The organism is Roseburia sp. AF12-17LB (assembly GCF_003479605.1).
Taxonomy (GTDB): Bacteria; Bacillota; Clostridia; order Lachnospirales; family Lachnospiraceae; genus Roseburia_C; species Roseburia_C amylophila.
This window is the reverse complement of record NZ_QUHR01000003.1, coordinates 210,384-229,058: the sequence shown is the minus strand read 5'-3', so window position 1 is coordinate 229,058 and position 18,675 is coordinate 210,384. Positions and strand designations below refer to the sequence as shown.

Sequence of the window (18,675 nt, the reverse complement as noted above, 5' to 3'; positions counted from 1 at the left end):
TATGGAGAGGTATGGATCAGAAAAAAAACAGAAAGAAAAAGCACGAAAAAAGGAATACAATTCAAAATATGATGCAGAATATTTCAGCCTGGATGGATATACAGTCACTGCTTATGACAGTTCTTTCTGCCATGACCATTGTTACAACAATAGTTATGGGATTACTGATTTATAGCCGTTTTAAAATGTCAGTAAAAGAAACCGCAATTTCCAATGCAGAAAGCCGGATAGAGAGTACAGTGGATCAGGTAAATAATGAATTGCGGAATATGAGACAGATTTGTAATGCTGTTAATTATAATATCGTACAGGAATATGATATTTCTGACCAGGAATTCAGCAGGCAGTTCAGTCTGTTGTATGAAGTAAATAATGATAAGCTGCAGAGTATGGCCCTTTATGACAGTGATGGGAAAATTATTGCAGCAGAACCAGTAGCTACCAGAGAAAAGAATCAGAAAGTAACAGAGCAGGACTGGTATAAAAGCGCTATAGATGAGATAGAAAATATACATATATCAACACCCCATATACAGGATTTGTTTGAGAATGAGACATATCAATATAACTGGGTGGTGTCTTTAAGCAGTCTTGTGGATATGAATCATGGTGACACTCCGGACAGTGGAGTATTGCTGGTTGATATGAAGTATTCCATGATAGAAGAGGTTTTAGATAACCTGAATGAAGCAGCGGGAGAGACGTATTATTATTTATGTACAGATGATGGGGAAATTCTTTATCACCCAAGAAAAGCAGAAATAGACAGGGGATTTTTTACAGAAGATAGCAGTACGGCTGCCGGTTATGCAGATGGTACATATGAGATTTCTGTGAATGGGGTAAAAAGTAATATAGTTGTGAACAGTCTATCTTATACCGGATGGAAACTGGTAGGAGTTGTACCGGAGGGGGTACAGACGGCAAGCATTAATAAGTTCCGGTATTATATAATTGCCACGGCAATTATTCTTCTGATGATGCTTTTTGTTGTGAATAAAATTATGGCAAGAAAGATTTCGAAACCGATTTTGAAATTGGATGAATCCGTAAAGTCTTATGAAACAGGAGAAAAGACTGAAATATATATAGGGGGTGCTTCAGAGATAAGGCATCTGGCATATTCTGTCCAAAATTCATATAAGCAGATAGAACAATTGATGGAAGAAATTATCCGGCAGCAGAATAAGCGGAGAAAAAGTGAAATGGATGCACTGCAAAGCCAGATTAATCCACATTTTCTTTATAATACACTGGAATCCATCACCTGGATGGTAGAGGCAAATAAGAATGAAGAAGCTGTTTTTATGATTTCGGAACTGGCAAAACTGCTTCGCATCAGTCTTTCAAAAGGAAAGACAGTGATAAGGATTTCGGAAGAATTACAACATAGCAAAAGTTATATGAACATACAGCAGATTCGTTATAAAGACCGTTTTCAGGTGGAATTTCTGATTGATAAAAACGTAGAGGAATGCTGTACTGTAAAACTGGTAGTACAGCCATTGCTTGAAAATGCAATTTATTATGGAGTAGGAAATATGGATGAAGATGAGGGTGGCAAAATTATTGTCCGCGGTGAGCAGAAAGGGAATGATATTTTCCTGTCAGTAGAGGACAATGGAATGGGCATGAGCCAGGAAGTGGTTGATAATCTTCTGACAAATAGTGAAAAAGTTCCAAAGCATGGTTCGGGAGTTGGGCTTATCAATGTGCATACCAGAATACAACTGATGTTTGGCAAAGAATATGGATTAAAAATTTACAGTGAGCCGGATGAAGGAACAAAGGCTGTAATACATATCCCGGCAATTCCTTATTCAGAGGAAAAACGTGGAGAACTTGAAAATCAGAACAGAAAAAGAGAGAGGGTAGAAGATGAAAAAAAATAAGATTACCTTTATCCTCACAGAACTGATGCTTATTGTACTGGCTGCATTTTTTATAATCAGGATTTTTTCAGATAATGAGTCTATGAAAAGAGTTGCGGTTATTGTGGAAGATTCCGGAGATAAGAGATGGGATGCATTGCTGAATGGGTTAAAACAGTCTGCGGAAAATAATAATCTGCATCTGATCATTTGTAATACAGATTTAATTGAAAGCATGGAGGATGAAGAAGAACTGATTAATGAACAACTGCAGAATAATGTAGATGCATTTGTAATCTGTCCGGCTCCGGGAAAAGAAACAAAGACTATGCTAAACCGGCTGCAGGGGGAGAAACCGTTTATACTGATTAATGAGGATACCTACGCAGAAGAGCCATCTGGTTATGCAACGGTAAAACCGGATAATTATAAGATTGGTCAGATGCTTGCGGAGCGGTTAATACAGGATGATGAAGAACAACTGGAGAATAAAAAAATCGGTGTCATTCTTGGAAAGGCAGAGACAGAGGAAAATGTGAACAGAATTGCAGGGTTAAAAGATGGACTGGAGGGAAGTGGTTGTGAAATTTCCTGGGAGTACAATTATGCCAGGGGAAACCAGAACACCAGTGAGATTATTGCATCTAAGAAACAGGTAGATTATCTGGTAATACTGGACAATTGGGCATTAGAAGAAGTGGGTGAGGCTGCAGAAGAAAATAAGTATCACGGTGCAAAGATTTATGGAGTTGGAAGCAGTGAAAAAGCAATTGTGTTATTAGATAATCAGAATATAGAATGTCTTGTCGTACCAGATGATTATGAGACGGGGTATAAGAGTATGAATGAGATTGCAAAAAAGCTAAGGCATTCCTTTTACAAAATGAACAGTTGTGAAACAGAAGTCAGAATAATCAATAAAGAAGATTTGTATTCAAAAGATCTGGAAAGGTTTTTGTATTCATATGAGTAGAACAAGAAGAAGGACAATGGCGGTTACGGTAACACTGATAATACTGATACTGGTGCTGCCCGGATGCAATCAGAAGACAAAGCGGATAGAAAATACACTGAGGGTGAGTGTAGTTACCTATACGCATGATGACCCGTTTATCAACGCCACGGTGGATGAACTGAAGGAAGAGTTAAAGAAGCGGGAAACAGAAGAACGGAAGATTATAACATCTGTCAGAAGTGCAGATAATGATCAGAAAGCCCAGAATGAAATTGTCGAAGAAATGATAGATGCCGGGTGTGATATTTTATGTGTAAATCTGGTTGACCGGACGGATCCGACAACCGTTATCAGACTGGCAAGACAGAATGATATCCCTGTCATTTTCTTTAACAGAGAACCGGTTCCGGAGGATTTGTCGCAGTGGAATCAACTATACTATGTAGGATGTGAGGCAAAACAGTCCGGCGAGATGCAGGGAGAAATTGCAGCAGATTACATAAAGAATCATCCTGAGGTTGACAGGAATCAGGATGGGAGAATTCAGTATATTTTACTGGAGGGAGAGGCTGGACATCAGGATGCCATCAGCCGTACAGACAGTTCGGTAAAGACACTGATAGAACAGGGAATCAATCTGGAAAAACTGAGCTACCTGTTTGCAGACTGGAACAGGGGACAGGCGGAAAATAGAATGAATCAGATTATCAGTCAGTATGGGACCGAAGTGGAGATGGTTATTTCCAACAATGATGAAATGGCATTAGGGGCAATTGAAGCTTATAAAGATGCCGGTTATAACCGGCAGGAGTGGCCGATTATATTTGGTATTGACGGATTGGAAGATGCATTAGAGGCAATACAGAATGGAACCATGCAGGGAACCGTATATAATGACAAGGAAGACCAGGCTGGAGAAATGGCAAGGCTTGCAGTGGACATTTATGATGGAAAGAATCAGGAAGTACAAAGCCTGCAGGAAGAAAAATACTATGTATCCCAGTATCGTAAAGTTGACATCAGTAATGTTGAAGATTTTATAAAATAGTGACGAAGAGGAAATATTATGCAGGAAGATTCAAAGTGGCTGAATGATTTTTATCAGGAAGTTAATGCTGGAAAAAGAATGGAACTATGGCAGAAGCACGGGTGTACGGAACAAGCAGAAGGAGATACTTTCCGGGAGCAGCTTTTATATGCTCGATATGGAAAGAAGAAAAAGAAAGAGGATACCTTTATTGGTTATCTGATGCAGATGAAATATCTTTCGGAAAGTACCGGAGTAGATTTTTCGGGACAGCGGAAGAAACAGGCAGTTGAAATCATAAATGGGTTATATCTTCTGGATGCAGAGAACCGAAGCCGGGTGGAACAGGAGATACTTCAGGCAGAATTAAAGAATACGTTTCTTACATTTATGGATGTGAGTAAAAAGGGAAGAGGTTTCACCTCTTTCGTATTTGGAATGGGACAGCTGTCAGAGGAAGGAATTGCTAAAAAAATAGCAGAGCAGATAAGTGCAATTGCATTTACAATGCCACATAAATTTCATATGGACAGGGAATTTGCAGTTTTGCAGAAAGCTGCGTTGGAAGCATTCCGGCAGCAATACCCTGAGCGGGAGCATTTTCTGATGAAATAGCAACAGACTTCTGTTGGACAATAGAGGCAAGGGCTATTTCTTGTTCAAAAAGTGTCGAAAATTGCGGGAAATCGTAAGAATATATCATATAAAAACATGAAAATTTGACAATTTTATTAAGAAATAATATTATTAACGAATAGACAAATATGAGATATTATTTGTTGAAATTGAAAAAAGGTAGCTTATGAATATAAGTAAAGGGTGGTGCTTGAAATGAGTCTGGTTTTTACCAATGACAACTGTATTGGGTGTAACAAATGTATTCGCGTGTGTCCTTGTCCGGGGGCATGTGTGGCAGTAACAGAAGAAGATGGAACAGAGCGGATTCAGGTAGATCCGGCAAGGTGTATTGGCTGTGGTGCATGTATGGATGCCTGCAAGCATGGTGCAAGAGAGTTTGAAGATGATACGGAGCAATTCTTTGCAGACCTTGCAAAAGGTGAGAAAATATCCATACTATTAGCTCCGGCGTTCAAGGCAAACTATCCTGAAGATTATGAGAGGGTATTGGGAGGATTAAAGAATCTTGGAGTGAACCGTATAATCAGTGTATCTTTCGGTGCAGACATTACAACCTGGGGATATCTTAATTATGTAAAGAAATACAACTTTACCGGTGGAATTTCCCAGCCATGTCCGGCAATTGTGGGATATATTGAACACTACTTACCGGAGCTTCTTCCAAAGTTATTCCCGGTACACAGTCCGATGATGTGCAGCGCAATTTATGCAAAGCAGGAGATGGGAATTACAGATAAACTGGCATTTATCAGTCCGTGTGTTGCAAAATGGTCAGAGATTCATAACCCGGATACAGAAGGCTATGTATCGTATAATGTGACATTTGACCATTTGATGAAATATGTAAGAGAACATAATATATCAGGCACATTTGCCAGTGATGAAATTGAATATGGACTTGGTTCCATCTATCCGATGCCGGGTGGCTTGAAGGAAAATGTATACTGGTTCTTAGGGGACGATGTATATATACGCCAGATAGAAGGAGAGAAACACACATATCGTTATTTAGAGGAGCATAAGGAAGAAATTGCAAAGGGCATGAATAAAGAATTATTCATTGACGCATTAAACTGTGGAATGGGTTGTATTTACGGAACCGGTGTTGAAGAGGAAATTGCAGGAACAGATAAAGCTTTATATAATATCCATCAGATACAGGAGAACTGTAAGAAGAATACGAAGAACAGTGCATGGTCAAGGAAACTGACTCCGGCACAGCGGCTTGCAAAATTAAATAAGCAGTTCTCAAAATTAAAACTGGAGAATTATCTTAGAAAATATACAGACTGCTCCGAAGAGTGTAATTATAAACTTCCGTCTACAGAGGAACTGAATCAGATTTATGATGAGATGGGCAAGAAGACTAAGGAAGCAAGATGCATTGACTGTGAATGCTGTGGCTATGAAAGCTGTGAAAAGATGGCATTGGCTATTTATAATGGCTTCAATAAGAAGGAAAATTGTATTCATTTTGTAAAGGATACCGTAGAGGAAGAGAAGAAGAGAGCATTAGAACTTGCTGATGAAATCAAGGCAGAAAAAGATGCAGTGGAGAAACAGCAGGAGAATATTAAAACAACGGTGGAGACAGTCAATGACTTGTTTGTATCACTCTATGATTCTGTGGATGATATGGTGAATGGAAACGAAAGTAATGCGACGGAATGCAGTGCAGTATCAGAGGAAATTGGTAATGTGTCTGAATTCTGTGAGAAGCTGACTGGCAGAATGCAGGAGATTGATATGCTGTTGGAATCTATGGCAGAGAATAATCAGGAAGTAGTCTCCATTGCTGCACAGACTAACCTTCTGGCATTGAATGCCAATATCGAAGCAGCCCGTGCAGGAGAGGCGGGAAGAGGTTTTGCAGTAGTTGCAGATGAGATAAATAAACTGGCCATGAATTCCAAGGATACGGCATCCCGGAGTACAGAGAGCCAGGCAAAGGTAAAAGAATCCATTGTGGAGATTATCAAAGATGCAGATGAGCTGGCAAATGTTGTAAATGATACCGGTAACCGGATTCAGAATCTTGCCGCAGCAACGGAGGAGATTGCAGCATCGTCCAATGTGATTTTAAGTGCCGCAAATAGTGTAAAGAGCACACTGGAACAATTATAAAAATGGTTTACAGAATCGCAGATGAGAAATCATCCGGTTGCATTCTAGCTTTCATTGGAGTATGATTGCGTTGGTATGGAACAGGTCAGTTCCTACGAATATAGATGCACAGGAGGAGAAAGACATCATGAAAATGAAAACCAGACAAATTACAGTTAGTGCAATTATGCTTGCAATCTGTATTGCAAGTCAGTTCTTTAAAAATTTAAGTGTATACATAACAGGACCAGTTATCAATGCAGCATTAATCTTAACTGTATTGTATGCGGGACTGGCATGCGGAATTATTTTAAGTATTATTACACCGGTTACCGCATTCTTTATTACCGGAAGCCCGGTAATGGCAGCCATTCCGGCAATGTTTCCATGCATTATGGCAGGAAATGCCATTCTGGTGCTTTGTGTAGCGTTGCTTAAGGGTAAGCTTGGTAGTAAAGCAGGATTCCCGGTTTCTATTGTAATCGGTTCTATCTTAAAAGGATTATTTATGGGAGTTGTAATTTCTCTTATTATCTTACCGAACATGCTACCGGAGAAAATGGCACCAATGTTAAAGGTATTGCAGTTTCAGTTCTCACTGACTCAGGTAGTTACAGCACTGATTGGTGGAGTGTATGCATTTATTATTGCGGCAGCATTAAGAAAGACTTCATTAGGCAAGCAGGATTAGTAGAATACGAACAGAATAAAAATAAAAATGGAATCCCCCGGAGCAGGCGGTTAATAATAACCCAAATCTGTTTCGGGGGATTTTTGGTTACGCGATAATTAGAAAAACTTGCAAAGCGTGTTTCTCGTAGTTGCCAGGTACCCGTAAAAAGCTGCCGGCAGCTATTGGTGCGGGTTTTGTAGATTGAAATTCTGCCCCAAAAAGCCGGGTGAGATAAATTTCTCATATTTTGAAACGGATGTAGACTGCACAGAATCTATCGTTTTCCTTATAGTGTTTTTATAATACGAAGAAAGGAAGGATAGATTTATGAAAATGAAACGTGCTTTAAAATGTATTGGTGCAGTGGCACTGGCAGCATCCCTGATGATGGTTCCGTCCATGATTCCGGTGCAGGCATCAAATGGACCATGCATGGAAGGAGAGTTTGCATTTGCCAATATTCAATTGAATGATACGGTTGTATTTTCCACCAATGAGAAAAATACAGTGGACGGAGCGTCTTATGACCAGGCAAGCAATACGCTGACCTTAACCAATTATGACCATCCGGATGTTGCACTTTATACCAACATGATGGGAGACGATTTTAAATTGAATCTGGTAGGCAGTAATAAGCTGCAGAATCTTGGAATCTGGCATGGCGGCTGGGGCGGCTCCCTGACAATCTGCGGTTCCGGAAGCCTTACTGTCAATGAAAACAGAAAGAATCCGGATGGTATTGAATTATTTGCAGAAGGCGGCAAGTCGCTGCTGACGGTTTCCGGGGACAGTACAGTAACGGTATATCGTGGAACTGACGGATGTCCGTTTGGTTCATCCTGGAATTATACGTCATCACCGATTGTGGCAAAGGGACAGGTTAATGACATGAAGATTCAGGCAGAGCATCCTTTTGAAATGATTCAGGTATATGGTGGTTATTTTGGAACTGATATCAGTCCGGTCCAGAGTGATGTGTATACAAAAACCGGAGAAGAAGGCCGGTTTGTTATAACAGAAGTAACCGATATGTCCGGAAATAAGACCTACCGGATTGAAAAATTGCAGGAATGCACTACGCTGGGTGCAGAGGTAGCAATAACTGTAGAAGATAAGCTTACGGATATTTCGGCATATACAGCAAATGGAGAGATAGCAGCTTATTATTCCACTACGATGGCAAGTGGAGGAAGTGATGCCTGTCTGGTAAAGAAACAGGATACGGGAGACACCTTTATTTATAGAGGAACCTATTATGAGGCTGGTAATTCTTACCGGATTCTTTGTCCGATTCTTATGAGTTATACGGATTATAATACACAGGAAACCAGATATCTTATGGACGCAGCACATCCGGTTATGAAAGAGCTTGTAGAAAACATGGCGCTTGCGGAAGATACCTTACCGGCTGGTTATGAATTTGAAGGAAAAGAAGTAGAGAATGTTTACAATGTATATTCCGGGGCGGATGTGATTTCCTTTACACCGAAGCAGGTTGTAGTGAATGGCGTAGTGGATGTAACAGATGGAGATACCGCTATTTCCGACAATGGATTCCGGCAGATATTGGCAGAGAATCAGACAAAGGACATTGTTATCAAATCCAATGATGAGCTTTCCTTTACCTTTGGAAAAGGAACCATGTCAACCGTTGATAATGTTTCCAGCTATGATTTTGGAGTAAAGATTGTAAAAGATTACAGTGAGCTGGGCACACTTCCAAGTGCAGTAAATAAGAATATTTTCATTGAACAGATTAAGTATAATTATTCCGGTCAGCTTCCGGCAGAAGCACAGATTCGTATTTTTGTGGGAACCCGGTATGCCGGAAAGACATTATATTACAGCCGGTTATTTGACAATGGAACGATTTTAAATATTGATGCGGGAGTAGTAGATTCAGAAGGATATCTGACCGTAAAACAGAATCATTGCTCTACTTATCTTATTACCACAGAAAAGCTGGCAGATACGGCTGCCACAGGAAATGGTGGTACAACATCCGGAAATGGCGGTACAACTTCCGGAAGTGACAGTACAGCTTCCGGTGGTGCGGCTGGAACAGCAGCAAATGCATCAACAACAGCAAATAGCCAGCCAACCGTAAAGACATCTGGTAAACCAAAGACAGGTGATAATTCTGCAATTGCAGTTTGTATGACATTGATTGCAGCAGGTTGTGGAGGAATGTTTGTTTTCGGAAGAAAGAAAGCAACTGAAAATGAATAATCAGAAATAAAAAAGAATAATCAGAATGGAATAAACAGAACAGAATAATTAGAACAACCAGAACAGAAAGGACAGGCACGGATAAAGAGCCTGTCCTTTCTGCTGCCAAAAGAATTGTACAATCATCTTATTTGCCGTATAATAAAAAATAATATAGTAGAAAGAAGCGATAATATGCGCATACAACTTGCAGCTACCATTCGTAAATATGATAAGAAAAATTTTCCAAAGGATATTCTGACCGGTATTATTATTATGGCAGTTTCCATTCCGATAGCTATGGGCTATGCACAGATTGCAGGACTTCCGGCAGTCTATGGTCTGTATGGTTCCATTTTCCCAATTCTGATATTTGCACTGTGTTCGACTTCACCACAGTTTATTTTTGGCGTAGATGCGGCACCGGCAGCCTTAATCGGTTCGGCACTGGTGGGACTTGGTATTGAGAGTGGAAGCAGTGAAGCAATTGCAGCAGTGCCGGTACTTACTTTCTTTGTGGCAGTCTGGTTATTGGCGTTCTATTTTATGAAAGCAGGAAAACTGGTGAACTATATTTCGGCACCGGTTATGGGTGGATTTATTACCGGAATCTGCACCACGATTATTCTGATGCAGGTACCAAAGTTAATGGGCGGTACCGCCGGCGTTGGAGAACTCATTGAGCTGGTGGAGCATATCGGGCAGACGAAGGTGAATCTGCCATCACTGATTTTAGGCGGCATTTCCCTTCTGATACTTCTTGTATCAAAGAAAATAATGCCGAAATTTCCAATGGCAGTGCTTTTAATGGCAGCAGGAGCAGTAATGACAAAATTTTTTCCGGTGAGGGAATGGGGAATCCAGACGCTGTCTGCAGTAGAACCGGGACTTCCACAGTTTGTGATTCCGGATATCCGCATGCTTCCGATGAAAGAGGTAGTAACTATCAGCCTTTCGGTGGCAGTGGTCATTATGGCAGAAACGCTTCTGGCAGAAAATAATTTCGCACAGAAGAATGGATATCGAATGAATGATAATCAGGAAATTTTTGCATTCTCCATGGGAAATTTCCTGGCAGCATTTACAGGCTGCTGTCCTATTAATGGCTCTGTTTCAAGAACTGCAATGGGAGAACAGTATCAGAGTAAGACACAGCTGACCGGAATCATAGCCGGTTTATCCATGCTGGTATTGCTGCTTTGCGGAACCGGATTTATCGGCTATCTTCCGATTCCGATGCTGACGGCAATTGTAATTTCTGCATTACTTGGGGCAACGGAATTTGAGCTTGCTGCAAGATTGTTGAAGGTCAGCCGTACAGAATTCTTCATTTTCTTAGGAGCATTCTTTGGCGTGCTGATGCTTGGAACCATCAATGGCGTTTTGATTGGCATTATACTTTCCTTTACTGAGATGATTATCCGTACTGCCAAGCCATCAAGATGTTTTCTTGGAATCCAGCCGGGACATCGCCATTTCCGGGATTTAAAAGAAAGTCATCAGATACATGCGATAGAAGGCGTTCTGATATACCGGTTCAGCAGTAATCTCTTTTTTGCTAATGTGCAGATGTTAAAGCGGGACATTGAAGACAATATAAAAGAGGATACGAAGGCAGTCATTTTAGATGCCAGTGCTATCGGCTCCATGGACATTACAGCGGCGGATCAGTTGGAAATGCTGTATCAGGGTCTTAAGAAACGTGGTATCTGTTTTTATATTACAGAACATATTGCAGATTTGAATGAACAGATGCGAAAGCTTGGTCTGGGACACATCATAGAAGAGGGCAGCGCAAGAAGAACAATACATATTGCTTTAAAGGATATGGGTTATGAACGTCCTTATCCGCTGGAGGGCGGTGTAGACAATAAACAGCGCAGTGCCTCAAGAAAGCGGGCGGATAACCGGGTGCAGGAATTTGTCTGGGCATTTGGTTCGGAAACTGAAGATGCTATAGAGCGGCAGATTGTGGCACAGATAGAACAGCTGAAAAAGACAGGAGATGTGGAAAAGCTGTTACATGGAAGCTGGTCCCATATGGAAGAACTGGACGAAGATGAGTGGCTGGAGCATTTAGAGGAGCATTTGAAAGAGATTGTTAATATTTCCGGTAAAGATGAAAGAACGCTGGCTATGCGGTTAGAGGAACATCGACGGGAAGTACATGAGCGTATTGCAAAGGAACATCCGGAACTGGCAGAGCGCTTTAAAGAACGCCGGCATGCGTTAGACGAACATCTGAAGGAACGGAGACCGGAGGTTTATGCACTGGTAGAGGACTTAAGGGAAAAACGGACTTCAGGAAAGATTTAATTAGGCAGAGACATCTTGCTTTTTCGACAAAATTTGCAGGAACCAGTCTGATAATCTGAAACAGATTGGAAGGTATTATGCGGGATGAAAAAGGAAAAGCAGGAAAAAAGGTTTTTTACGGTATTGATTGTATGTATTGTGGTTATGGCTTTGATATTTGGCTGGATGTCAAAAGACCTTGGGGGTTCAAATCAATACATTGATAAGAACAGCAAACAGAGTTTATCTGAACTGATGGAACAGATGGAGCGTGCTTACCGGAACCGTCTGGAGATTACTTATGAACAGATAGATTCTATTGAAAAATATATGTTCGGGGATGGGGAAAGGGGAGCAGAACTGAAAGATTACCAGAACTATTTTGACTCTATGGAAAGTAATATGGTGCGGGATATTGTCTTTGTCAATGATGAAGGTGAATATCTGTGCATGCGTGGACTGAATGGCAGAATACAGATGCAGGATGGATTGTCAGAATTATTTGGTGAGAATAAAGGAATTGCCCAGTACTGTACCTGGAAGGATGGAGAGGAAATCTTTATAATTGCAAAATCAGTAGATTCTTTTTTGGTCAATGGGGAAGAATATGAAGCAATTGCATTTCTATTCCGGCCACAGATTATTAACGATCTTTTTGTAACGTCTGCTTATAACGGACAGGCTAATATCTATGTCATGGATGAAAACGGAGAAGTGGCATATGCAAGCATTAATAATGAGCCGGGTGAAGTAACCATAAATTATAATCTGTTTGATAGTTACCATGAACAAAAGATTATGAATAAGAAAGATTATGAAAAAGTGAAGTCGGACTATGCAGAACGCAGCTCCGGGTGTATAACCCTGGAACGTGAAAATGAGTCCGACTATTTTTCGTATCGTGCATTAAAAGGAACACAGTATATGATAGCCTGTGAAGTGGACAGTACGATTGTGCAGAATGTACTGGCAGATTATCAGATTATGATGCTGCATATCTGGCTGACAGTGACCTGCATTATCATTGCAATGTTAGCAGCACTGGGTATTAGTATTCTATGGATTTATAATGAAAAGAATAAGGTAGCTTACGCGAGACGAAATGCAATGCAGCAGGCAGAAGCAGCAGAGAAGCTGGAAGAAGTCAATACTGCATTGGAAGAGACGGTGCTGTTTGCAAATACGGCAAAAGCAGAGGCAGAGCGTGCCAATGAAGCGAAAAGTGTATTTTTATCCAATATGAGCCATGATATGCGGACTCCTTTAAATGCGGTTATGGGACTGGCTACACTGATTTCAAGAGATGCTGAAAATTCGGATTGTGTCCGGGAATATGCAAGAAAACTGACTTATTCAGGGGAACATCTGCTTGGACTCATTAATGATGTCCTTGATATGTCGAAGATTGAGGCCGGTAAAACGGTCCTTAATATTATGAACACGAATATTGCTGAACTGGTGGAAGAACTGGATATGATTATCCGTTCACAGACCAGAGAGAAGGGGCAGGAATTCATGATTCATGTACATCGGATAGAAACAGAAGAAGTGGAAGCAGATAAATTACGTCTGAAGCAGATACTGCTGAACATTTTATCCAATGCAGTAAAATATACCCCAAAGGGCGGTAAGATAGTATTTGATATTACAGAAGTACCAAAGAAAAAGGGAAACTTTGCACAGTATCAGTTCCGGATCAGTGATAATGGACAGGGGATGGGTGAAGAGTATCTTAAGAATCTTTTTGACCCATTCAGCCGGGAAGTGCAAAGCACTGTTAATCCGGTTTCCGGAACGGGTCTTGGAATGCCAATTGCCAAGAGCCTGGTGGAGTTAATGGGTGGAAGCATTCATGTGAAGAGTAAGCTTGGAAAAGGAACTACTTTTGAGGTGATTTTGAATTTCCGGAAAATAAAGTACCAGGAGAAGGTTAACTGGTGGAAACTGCAGAAGATAAGCCAGGTACTGGTGGTTGATGATGAGAGTGAATCAAGAAGATATATTATGGATACGCTGCATCCGTTTGGGATTGATGTGCAGACAGCAGATTCCGGCAAAATGGCGGTTCATATAGCAGAACAGGCTGTGGAAGCCGGAAAAACAAAGACCTGGGATGTTGTAATTATAGACTGGAAGATGCCGGGAATGGATGGCGTTGCAACGGCAGAAAAATTGCATCAGATTCTGGGAGAGAAAACAGTATTACTGCTTTTTGCCTATGATTGTAAGGAGATAGAAGAAGCAGCGGGTTATGCTGGAATTCAAAGTATTTTAAGCAAGCCGTTTTTTGTGACAAATTTTAAACGGTGCATCGAACAGGCAAGAAAAGAGCAGCAATTGCAGGGAAAAGGACAAGCAACAGAAAAAGAGAAAATGACATTAAAAGGAATGCGTTTTCTGATAGCAGATGATAATGATTTAAATGCAGAAATATTGGAAGAACTGTTAAAAATGGAAGGTGCAGACTGTGACCGGGCAGTAAATGGCAAGGAAGCAGTAGAAATGTTTGCAAGAGCGGAGGAAGGACGATATAATATTATTTTAATGGACATTAAGATGCCTGTTATGAACGGCTATGATGCAACGAAAGAAATCCGGAGACTTAAGAAGAAGGAAGCAGCGAAAATACCGATTTTTGCCATGACTGCCAATGCCTTTGCGGAAGATATCCGGACCTGTATGGAAGCAGGGATGGATGCACACATTGCCAAACCGGTGGATCTGGATTTATTGGAAGAAAACATCCGGATTTATATGCAGGCAAAAGCATAACAAAAGAAGAAGGGAACAGAAGAATGGGTATTTTTAAGAAACGTCTGACTGTAAATGAAGCAATCAATGCAGCGCATACTTCGGAAAATGCAATTATAATTGACTGCCGGGCAAAGGAAGATTACCAGAAAGGACATGTGGCAGGAACAAAGAATATTCCGCTGGACAAGATAACGGAAGACCGTATTTTGCGGAGATTCCCGGATAAGGAAAAATCTTTTTATATTATAGGAAGTTACAGCTACCGGTCCGAAAAGGCGGTAAAAGCATTTAAGAAATTAGGCTATAAGAATGCCATTTTCGGCGGTTATATGGAGGAACACCACGGAATTCTGGTGAAGTAAGCTTAATGATTAAAATTGTATAAAGTCTATAAAGAATAAGAAAAATGCAGAAAATGTTTGTGAAAAAACAGGAAATTTCTGCATTTTTTTAATACCAAAATATACAAATTGACGCAAGTGTACAAATTGCATAAAAAAACAACCAAAAAACTGGCAAAAATTGCAGAAGAATATGGAATATTTACACGAAAAAACAGCAAATGGTCAGACCTATTTTTGCAGGAAGAAAACGGTTGCGTTTGCATTTTTTTCTTGTTAGAATTTTAACGATTTAAAAATGCCTTAGAGCAGCAGAAGGAAGTGAGACAGATGGATGCTCTGGTAAATAGCCTGATGGAAGAATTGAACTGTGAAACGGTATTTACAATTCCAATTTTTGGAGGCATTCCCATTTATGAATCCGTAGTAGTAACCTGGATTATCATGGCAGTAGTTATTGTGCTGTGCATACTCCTGACCAGGAACTTAAGTGTGGAACATCCGGGACGCAGACAGATTATTCTGGAAACGGCTGTAAACGGGTTGAATAACTTCTTCCGGGATACCATAGGCGAAAAAGGAAAGCAGTATATTCCTTATCTTATGACGGTGGCAATCTATATTGGAATTGCCAACTTAATCGGTCTGCTGGGATTTAAACCACCGACCAAGGATATGAATGTTACTGCAGCATTGTCCCTGATGAGTATCATATTGATTGAGATGGCGGGTATCCGCAGGAAAGGAACGAAGGGCTGGCTTAAGAGTTTTGCAGAGCCGATGCCGGTAGTACTTCCAATCAATATTCTGGAGGTCTTTATCAAACCATTGTCGCTGTGTATGCGACTTTTTGGAAATGTATTAGGTTCATTTGTCATTATGGAATTGCTGAAAATGGTAGTACCGGCAATTCTGCCAGCAGTATTTAGCTGTTATTTTGACATTTTTGACGGATTGATTCAGGCATATGTATTCGTATTTCTGACCGCATTGTTCGTCAAAGAAGCAACCGAATAGGGAAGAAAAAACAAAAAGAGAAACAAAAAAGTAGAAAAGAAAAGGAGTGCATATTATGTCATCAACATTATTAGTAGCAATCGGAGCAGGTATCGCAGTATTAACAGGTATTGGAGCAGGACTTGGAATTGGAAAAGCAACATCATCCGCAGTAGATGCAATTGCAAGACAGCCGGAAGCAGAGAGCAAAATCAGCAAATCACTTCTTCTTGGATGTGCATTGGCAGAGGCAACTGCTATTTACGGATTCGTTATCGCATTGTTAATCATCCTCTTCTTAAAATAATAAAGAAAGATTATAGAAAGGCAGGTACGGGAAATGCTTAGCATTAATTTTTGGAATATCTTATGGACCGTTGTAAATCTGCTGGTATTATATGTAGTCTTTCGTAAATTTCTTTATCAGAGAGTCATGAATGTGATTGAGGCAAGAGAAGAAATGGTAAAGAAGCAGTTCGACGATGCAAAGAAAAGCGAAGAAGATGCCAGAAAATTAAAGGCAGATTATGAAGAACGCTTATCGGATGCAAGAACGGAGGCAGACCAGATTATTATTGATGCCAGAGCAAGAGCAGAAGAAGAGCATGCACGCTCGGTAGAGAAGACCCGGGAAGAGACTGAGCATATGTTAGAAAAAGCCAAGGAAGATATTGCAAACGAGCAGGAAAAGGCACAGCAGGCAGCTCAGGCTGAGATTGCCAAACTGGCAGTCATCGCTGCACGGAAAATTATGAAAACAGGTGATGCTCATGACACAGGAAGCAGTAAATAACGCAAAGGTATTGTATCGGCTGGGTGCCACAAGACAGGAAGCAGATACCCTTCGTAAGCTGTATGAGCTTACACCGGAACTGCTTAAGGTTCTTACAAGCCCGGTAATTTCCATACATAAGAAAGATGCCATAATAGAGAAAGTATATCAGAATGCAGGATTATCCAAAGTGCTTGTAAATTATACCAAAGTGATGTGCAGACTGGGTTATATCGAAGAAATCAGCGATATACTGGAAGCATTTTATCTCTATTGGGACAGACAGAATCATATCCTGCGTGCAGAACTGACCTGTGCAGGTACACCAAAGCCACAGGAAGAAGCAGAGGCAAGAAAGATTCTTACGGAAAAATATCCGGACTGTGAGATTGTTCTGACAGAAAAAGAAGATGAGAGTCTTCTGGGCGGATATGTCATCAAGGTTCATCATAAAGAATATGACAGAAGCTATGAAGGCCGCTTACGTCAGTTGGAAAGAAAATTAACAGGGAGGTGAAGCCTGTGGGCGCAATTAGTGCTGCAGACATAATCTCGATTATCCAAAGCGAGATAGAAGAATTTGACTGGGATGAATCCAGTCGTGAAACCGGTTCCGTAATCTGGGTCGGTGACGGAATTGCAACCATTTACGGAATCGACCATGCAATGTATGGCGAAATCGTAGTATTTGATAATGGTGTAAAAGGAATGGTACAGGATATCAGACAGAATGAAATTGGTGTTATTTTATTCGGCCGCGATACCGGAATCAAAGAAGGAACCAAAGTAGTTCGTACAAAGAAGAAGGCTGGAATCCCGGTAGGGGAAGGCTTTGTTGGAAGAATCATTAATGCATTAGGTGAGCCGATTGATGGAAAGGGCGAGATTAAGGAAGATGATTATCGTCCAATCGAAGAGGAAGCACCGGGCATTGTAGAACGTAAATCAGTAAATACACCAATGGAAACAGGAATCTTGTCCATTGACTCCATGTTCCCAATTGGTAGAGGACAGCGAGAGTTAATTATCGGAGACCGTCAGACCGGAAAGACCTCCATTGCGACAGATACCATCATTAACCAGAAAGGCAAAGGAGTAATCTGTATCTATGTTGCCATCGGCCAGAAGGCGTCCAGTGTAGCAAAAATCGTATCTACACTGACCAAGCATGATGCAATGGATTATTCCATTGTGGTTTCCTCAACTGCAAGTGATCCAGCATCCATGCAGTACATCGCACCATATGCAGGAACTGCAATGGCAGAGTACTTTATGCATCAGGGAAAAGATGTGTTAATCGTATATGATGATTTATCCAAACATGCGGTAGCATATCGTGCAATTTCTCTGTTGTTAGAGCGTTCTCCGGGACGTGAAGCTTATCCTGGTGACGTATTCTACTTACATTCCAGATTGTTAGAGCGTTCCAGCCGTCTGAGCGATGAATTAGGTGGTGGTTCCATTACCGCGCTTCCAATCATTGAGACACAGGCAGGAGATGTATCTGCATACATTCCGACAAACGTAATTTCAATTACAGACGGACAGATTTTCTTAGAGAGTAACCTTTTCTTCTCAGGTATGCGTCCGGCAGTCAACGTTGGTTTGTCCGTATCCCGTGTCGGTGGTGCTGCACAGACCAAGGCAATGAAGAAGGCATCCGGAAGTATCCGTATCGACCTGGCACAGTATCGTGAGATGGAAGTATTTACCCAGTTTGCATCGGACCTTGATGATATGACCAAGGCACAGTTACAGCATGGAAAAGCACTGATGGAGCTTTTAAAACAGCCGCTTTGCAATCCGCTTTCCCTGCATGAGCAGGTAGAGACACTGTGTATGGCAAACCATGGTGTATTTGATAAAGTAGAAACAAAGAATGTAAAACAGTATCAGAATGAAATGCTTGAATACATGGATTTGAAGCATCCGGAAATCGGCAGGGAAATCGAAGAGACCAAAGTGCTTTCCGATGAACTGACCGATAAGATTATTGCGGCTGCAAAAGAATTCGAAGACAGTAGAAATCAATAGGAATGAG

At 40.9% G+C, this 18,675-nt stretch carries 15 protein-coding genes; all 15 read left to right on the top strand.

Features of this window, described 5'->3' with window-relative positions; all coding sequences use genetic code 11:
* Window positions 1-11: 11 nt before the first annotated feature.
* The 15 genes from DWV68_RS05590 to atpA all read left to right on the top strand — a co-directional run bounded on the left by DWV68_RS05590 (window position 12) and on the right by atpA (window position 18,668).
* A complete protein-coding gene (locus tag DWV68_RS05590; RefSeq protein ID WP_330408306.1) occupies window positions 12-1,892 on the top strand; it encodes a cache domain-containing sensor histidine kinase in 1,881 nt (626 codons plus the stop codon).
* Window positions 1,879-2,844 carry a substrate-binding domain-containing protein gene (locus DWV68_RS05585; RefSeq protein WP_117698236.1) on the top strand — a complete coding sequence of 322 codons (966 nt, stop codon included), beginning with the start codon at window positions 1,879-1,881 and terminating at the stop codon, window positions 2,842-2,844. The genes DWV68_RS05590 and DWV68_RS05585 overlap by 14 nt, the downstream gene beginning before the upstream one ends.
* A gap of 16 nt (window positions 2,845-2,860) precedes the next feature.
* Window positions 2,861-3,874: a galactose ABC transporter substrate-binding protein gene (locus DWV68_RS05580; RefSeq protein WP_304466322.1), complete on the top strand. Its 1,014-nt coding sequence runs from the start codon at window positions 2,861-2,863 to the stop codon at window positions 3,872-3,874.
* An 18-nt stretch (window positions 3,875-3,892) separates the two neighbouring features.
* Window positions 3,893-4,468 (top strand): DUF6553 family protein, encoded by a 576-nt coding sequence (locus DWV68_RS05575; protein WP_117698234.1) that lies wholly within the window; start codon window positions 3,893-3,895, stop codon window positions 4,466-4,468.
* Window positions 4,469-4,684: 216 nt separating this feature from the next.
* Window positions 4,685-6,616: a [Fe-Fe] hydrogenase large subunit C-terminal domain-containing protein gene (locus tag DWV68_RS05570; protein ID WP_117698233.1), complete on the top strand. Its 1,932-nt coding sequence runs from the start codon at window positions 4,685-4,687 to the stop codon at window positions 6,614-6,616.
* Window positions 6,617-6,743: 127 nt separating this feature from the next.
* Window positions 6,744-7,286, top strand: a complete 543-nt coding sequence (locus DWV68_RS05565; RefSeq protein ID WP_118665218.1) for an ECF transporter S component — start codon at window positions 6,744-6,746, stop codon at window positions 7,284-7,286.
* Window positions 7,287-7,595: 309 nt separating this feature from the next.
* Window positions 7,596-9,497 carry a hypothetical protein gene (locus DWV68_RS05560; protein ID WP_118665216.1) on the top strand — a complete coding sequence of 634 codons (1,902 nt, stop codon included), beginning with the start codon at window positions 7,596-7,598 and terminating at the stop codon, window positions 9,495-9,497.
* 174 nt (window positions 9,498-9,671) lie between these two features.
* Window positions 9,672-11,792, top strand: a complete 2,121-nt coding sequence (locus tag DWV68_RS05555; protein ID WP_118665214.1) for a SulP family inorganic anion transporter — start codon at window positions 9,672-9,674, stop codon at window positions 11,790-11,792.
* An 84-nt stretch (window positions 11,793-11,876) separates the two neighbouring features.
* Window positions 11,877-14,543, top strand: a complete 2,667-nt coding sequence (locus DWV68_RS05550) for a hybrid sensor histidine kinase/response regulator (RefSeq protein ID WP_118665212.1) — start codon at window positions 11,877-11,879, stop codon at window positions 14,541-14,543.
* A 23-nt stretch (window positions 14,544-14,566) separates the two neighbouring features.
* On the top strand, window positions 14,567-14,887 hold the full coding sequence (locus tag DWV68_RS05545; protein WP_022243517.1) for a rhodanese-like domain-containing protein: 321 nt from the start codon (window positions 14,567-14,569) through the stop codon (window positions 14,885-14,887).
* 309 nt (window positions 14,888-15,196) lie between these two features.
* The gene (locus DWV68_RS05540; protein ID WP_118087879.1) at window positions 15,197-15,883 is read left to right on the top strand and encodes a F0F1 ATP synthase subunit A; all 687 of its coding nucleotides are present in this window, start codon (window positions 15,197-15,199) and stop codon (window positions 15,881-15,883) included.
* A gap of 55 nt (window positions 15,884-15,938) precedes the next feature.
* Window positions 15,939-16,169, top strand: a complete 231-nt coding sequence (gene atpE, locus DWV68_RS05535) for an ATP synthase F0 subunit C (RefSeq protein WP_012743658.1) — start codon at window positions 15,939-15,941, stop codon at window positions 16,167-16,169.
* A 33-nt stretch (window positions 16,170-16,202) separates the two neighbouring features.
* Window positions 16,203-16,655, top strand: coding sequence for a F0F1 ATP synthase subunit B (gene atpF / locus DWV68_RS05530; RefSeq protein WP_117841553.1), 453 nt, complete (start codon window positions 16,203-16,205; stop codon window positions 16,653-16,655).
* Complete coding sequence (gene atpH / locus DWV68_RS05525) at window positions 16,633-17,151, top strand: ATP synthase F1 subunit delta (protein WP_117699300.1); 519 nt, start codon at window positions 16,633-16,635, stop codon at window positions 17,149-17,151. Before atpF ends, atpH begins: the two co-directional genes overlap by 23 nt.
* 5 nt (window positions 17,152-17,156) lie before the next feature.
* Complete coding sequence (atpA, locus tag DWV68_RS05520; protein ID WP_118665210.1) at window positions 17,157-18,668, top strand: F0F1 ATP synthase subunit alpha; 1,512 nt, start codon at window positions 17,157-17,159, stop codon at window positions 18,666-18,668.
* Window positions 18,669-18,675: the final 7 nt, after the last annotated feature.